Annotated in this window: 3 protein-coding genes; 2 read left to right on the top strand and 1 reads right to left on the bottom strand. The window is 39.5% G+C overall.

The features are described from left to right. Nucleotides 1–713: 713 nt before the first annotated feature. The gene (locus PX482_RS26900; RefSeq protein WP_002757092.1) at nucleotides 714–1670 is read left to right on the top strand and encodes a Tll0287-like domain-containing protein; all 957 of its coding nucleotides are present in this window, start codon (nucleotides 714–716) and stop codon (nucleotides 1668–1670) included. Nucleotides 1671–1688: 18 nt separating this feature from the next. Here PX482_RS26900 and PX482_RS26895 read toward each other — a convergent pair whose 3' ends face one another. Continuing rightward, nucleotides 1689–2825: a toll/interleukin-1 receptor domain-containing protein gene (locus PX482_RS26895; RefSeq protein WP_002757091.1), complete on the bottom strand. Its 1137-nt coding sequence runs from the start codon at nucleotides 2823–2825 to the stop codon at nucleotides 1689–1691. Between the two features lie 497 nt (nucleotides 2826–3322). On the opposite strand from PX482_RS26895, the gene PX482_RS26890 reads away from it, so the two are divergent. After that, complete coding sequence (locus PX482_RS26890; protein WP_002757090.1) at nucleotides 3323–3595, top strand: hypothetical protein; 273 nt, start codon at nucleotides 3323–3325, stop codon at nucleotides 3593–3595. The last annotated feature ends 352 nt before the right edge of the window (nucleotides 3596–3947 follow it).

Here is a 3947-nt window from a genome sequence, read left to right as displayed (position 1 = left end):
ATTGTAACAGATAGTGTGATTAATCTCTAGAGTAAGCGATTTCCTCTGTAGCCATGTTTTTGCTGGTTTTCTGCCCCGAAACAAGCTATAATGGTCGAAAGGTCAAATTTGAAAATTTTTGCCTCAAACCCTATCTGCGTAAGGACTTCAGGATTTTGTGTCCAGTAGTCCATTAGTGTTATATTGCTTTAACTCAGGCTCTGTAAGACTTTTAGCCATAGCTAGTATGTTTATACGGGGGAAGTCCAGATTTACATACATTTTCAGACAGATACGCTTAACATCATCCCTGCTATTTTGCCTTCTCATCTCTTTATCTGACAACGCCGAGGTAGACCGAGTGAAGGATTTAATCAACCATCGACTCCAAAAATCCCTTGACTATCGCATCCCATCTGAGGTATTCTTCAATCAGTCATGTACTGGTGTACTTCAAACTTGAATTAGCCCTTCTTCTTGAAGAGTGGCGATCATATATGGCTCTTCGGTTTGTGTTATGCAATGGACGGGGGTTATAAGGGATGTAACCCTTATATAGAAAGGCATTTAGCGATTTTTGTCAATTGTTTTTGCTCTAGAGCGAACTAATCAATTAAGTCTTTTGCCAGATAAGGATTTAGTCGATTTATGCCCCCCTATCGAACCATAACAAGTAACGAAGAGCCTCATATATTAACAAACACCAACGCAAATTAGAGACCAAGATCAAAACAATGAAAATCTTTAAGTTAATCCCGGAAGATTGGAATCTAAGCAAGAGACTGACCACTCTAATGCTGACAATTTTTTTGGGAGGGATTATTGTCAGCAGTGTTGTCTTTTATAGTATTGTCCTTAACACAGTGGAGAATGAAATGAACACACGCGCTAATCTTCTAATCTCAACTATGGACGCTGTTCGCAAGTACAACCAAGACAGAGTTACTCCCCTGCTACAGAAGCAAGCACCAGAACAACTTTTATCAGAGACTATTCCTTCCTACGCTGTACGTCAAGTATTTGATATTTTTACTACATCCTATAAATCTCATTATGGAGAATATACATATAAAGATGCTATGATTAACCCAACTAATATCAAGGATAAAGCAACAGAAGAAGAGATAAAGATTATAGATCAATTAACTCAGCAAGATCAATTGGGAGAAAAAAATATATCGCAAGGTTTTCTGTTGATCAATGGGCAAAAAAACTTTTATGCTGCTCGTCCTATTAAAATCACTCAAGTTAGCTGCTTAAGCTGTCATAGTAGTCTAGAAAAGTCTCCTCAATCATTACAGGTTTTATATAAACAAGGTATATATCAAGCCAATCAGGGATTTGGCTGGGAATTAAACAAAGTTATCGGGACTAAGATTATTTACGTTCCTGCTGATCAAGTTTATAAAAATGCCAATCAACGTTTTCTTCTCGTCATAGGAGTTTTTACTGGGATTTTTGCGATAGCTATATTCCTGGTAAACCTCTGGCTGAAACAGTATGTTGTCCGACCAATTAATCGAATAACTAAAGTTGCAGAAGCAGTCAGTTTAGGCGATATGGATGCTAATTTCGATAAACAATATAACGACGAAGTAGGTCGTTTAGTTGACGCTTTTACGCGCATGAAAACCAGCTTAGAAATTGCCATCAAAAGGCTGAACAATAAAGGCAATCGCAGTTGTGAATAAATTAAACTAATTCATTTGTTATAATAGATTTTGTTTAAATTCTTTTGCCTTTTCAGGATTGGTAATTTCGCCAGATAGTAACTCAACCAGTTGTGGTCGTTCTATTTGTGAATGTTCAGCAAGAATATCTGCCATAATAAACTGTGCCATTGGTCCGATATAACGAGCGAGTTCTCGTTGACAACGCTCTAAAAATATTGGATCGATAGCAGCAGATATTGCGGCAGATATTACAGTTTTTGGTTGAAGTTGGGAAGGGTTTTCACTGCTATTTAAAAAAGCCTCTGGTTGTGGATGTATCTGAGACTCTTCTGCTTTTACTTGCTCTCGACTTTCCACTGTTACCTGAGCAAGAATCCATTGTTCAATTTGCTCGGCATCCTCATGTTTAATCCCTAAATCTCTTTGGCGAAGCTTCAAATCCGCTTTAGTTTTATCACTAACAGGATATTCTTTTTGAATTACCTTCAGAAAAGTTTTCTCGTATTTTTGTAGATGTTCTTTATACTTTTTGTAAGGCTCAAAAGCACGGTTTTGTAATTCTTCAGCCTCTTCAGAAGTCAATTTCAACTCTTCTCGAAGTTCATCTAGCGTATCTTGTGCTGGAATAGAAATTTCTCCATTAGAAGATAAAATCTCCTCAACTTTCTTAAGATATTGATCTTGTGCAGCTTTTTTCTCTTTAAATTTTTGCTGGCGCTGCTCAAACAGACGTTCGGCGACGAGACGAATCCCTTGAATTACGTCCAAAAAAGCTTCGTTTTCATTATTCCAAGTTGTGATCGGCTTGGCATCTTTGGGAAAAGCTTGGTATTTACTAACAGCAAGCCATTTCCAGTCGCAGGGTTCTAGGATAATAGGTACTATTATCGCCTCACCAGCATCATGCTGTTTAATTGCCTGTTCCATTTCAATTTCAGAGCAGTAATTTGAGTAAATAAAATCAGGACTAATCAACAGCAAGATAATGTCAGCTTGGTTCAGGTTCTCATCAATTTTGTTGGCCCATTCCATCCCAGCTTCAAGCTTGCGATCGTGCCAGGAATCAATCACTTTTTGCCGCTTCAGCGAAGCTAAGTGTTTATCTAAATGCTGTCTGAGCGCCTCGTCTCTGTGGGAATAAGAAATAAAAAGCTTAACTGATGTACTTTCCATTTTGTAATCACTCCAAAATTATGTATCTTAGCTGAACAACCACAAAGGCACAAAGTACACAAAGATGAGTTTTTTACTATTACTACTCTAAGCTACTTTATTGATCGCTGCCACCTAGGGATAACCGTGGGCTGAGATGAACTCTTGAGCAACTCTTCATATAGCCCAGAGAGTTTATATTTCCGGGCCCGGTTCGAGGGATCGACAATTGCCAAAAATCGACTTTTTACCCATTCCTGACAGATTTGAGCGCTAATGCGCGGCTTAAAACCAAACATCTCGCCAATCTGCTTGCTGGTGGGTAGCCGTAGGGTGCGTTCGCTAATGCAAGTCCTACTGCTCCACTGATCGATTTTTGGGGAACGCACCATGCCCATTGATTGAAGCTGTGGTCTAAATGCGATGCCGCTCTGGTGGGCCCAGTTGGGGAATGTTAGCGAAGATTCCCGATGTTTAGGTTAAAATAGAGGGGCAAAAGTTGCAACAAGATCAATCCTATGACAGTCCGACAACCCCGCTATAGCAAAGAAGAATTTGCCCAGCGTGGCGATCTGATTTATCAAACTCAAATACGTCCACAAGTCGAATTGGGTAATCAGGGCAAAATTGTAGCAATTGACCTTGAAACTGGCGACTTTGAAATTGATGCGCGTGAAATATCTGCTTGCAATAGACTCGAAGCCCGTCACCCAGATGCTCAAATCTGGATTGTTCGAGTCGGTTCTCGCTATGTTCGCCGATTTGGTGGACGGACAAAGAGATTAGTATGATCGCCGGAATCGTTAACGCGGATTTTGAGGCGATTATTTCACTTTCGATCTTGTGACTCTGAAGGAAATATTTACGCGCAAGATGCGATCGTTGATACAGGTTTTAATGGTTGGCTTTCATTGCCACCAGACCTAATCGATCAGCTAAACCTGAAATGGAAAAGACGAGGACGTGCTATTCTTGGTGATGGTAGCGAATGCGTTTTTAATGTCTATAGATCTCTTGCATAAGTCTAGACAAAATAGGATAAAATAGTCCAAGAGTTAAGATTGAAAGATGACTTACGAACAAGTAAAAACTTTAAAGCCAACAGAGTTCAAACGCTTGTGTGGCGTGTATCCAGATACATTT

The organism is Microcystis sp. M53602_WE12, from assembly GCF_030065455.1.
GTDB classification, from domain to species: domain Bacteria; phylum Cyanobacteriota; class Cyanobacteriia; order Cyanobacteriales; family Microcystaceae; genus Microcystis; species Microcystis aeruginosa.
Note: the sequence above shows the minus strand (reverse complement) of the source record. Positions and strands in the feature narration are given on the sequence as shown.

Bases quoted from the DNA above. Each gene is read 5' to 3' on its own strand.
- PX482_RS26900 (WP_002757092.1), top strand. From the start codon at position 714: ATGAAAATCTTTAAGTTAATCCCGGAAGATTGGAATCTAAGCAAGAGA.
- PX482_RS26895 (WP_002757091.1), bottom strand. From the start codon at position 2,825: ATGGAAAGTACATCAGTTAAGCTTTTTATTTCTTATTCCCACAGAGAC.
- PX482_RS26890 (WP_002757090.1), top strand. From the start codon at position 3,323: ATGACAGTCCGACAACCCCGCTATAGCAAAGAAGAATTTGCCCAGCGT.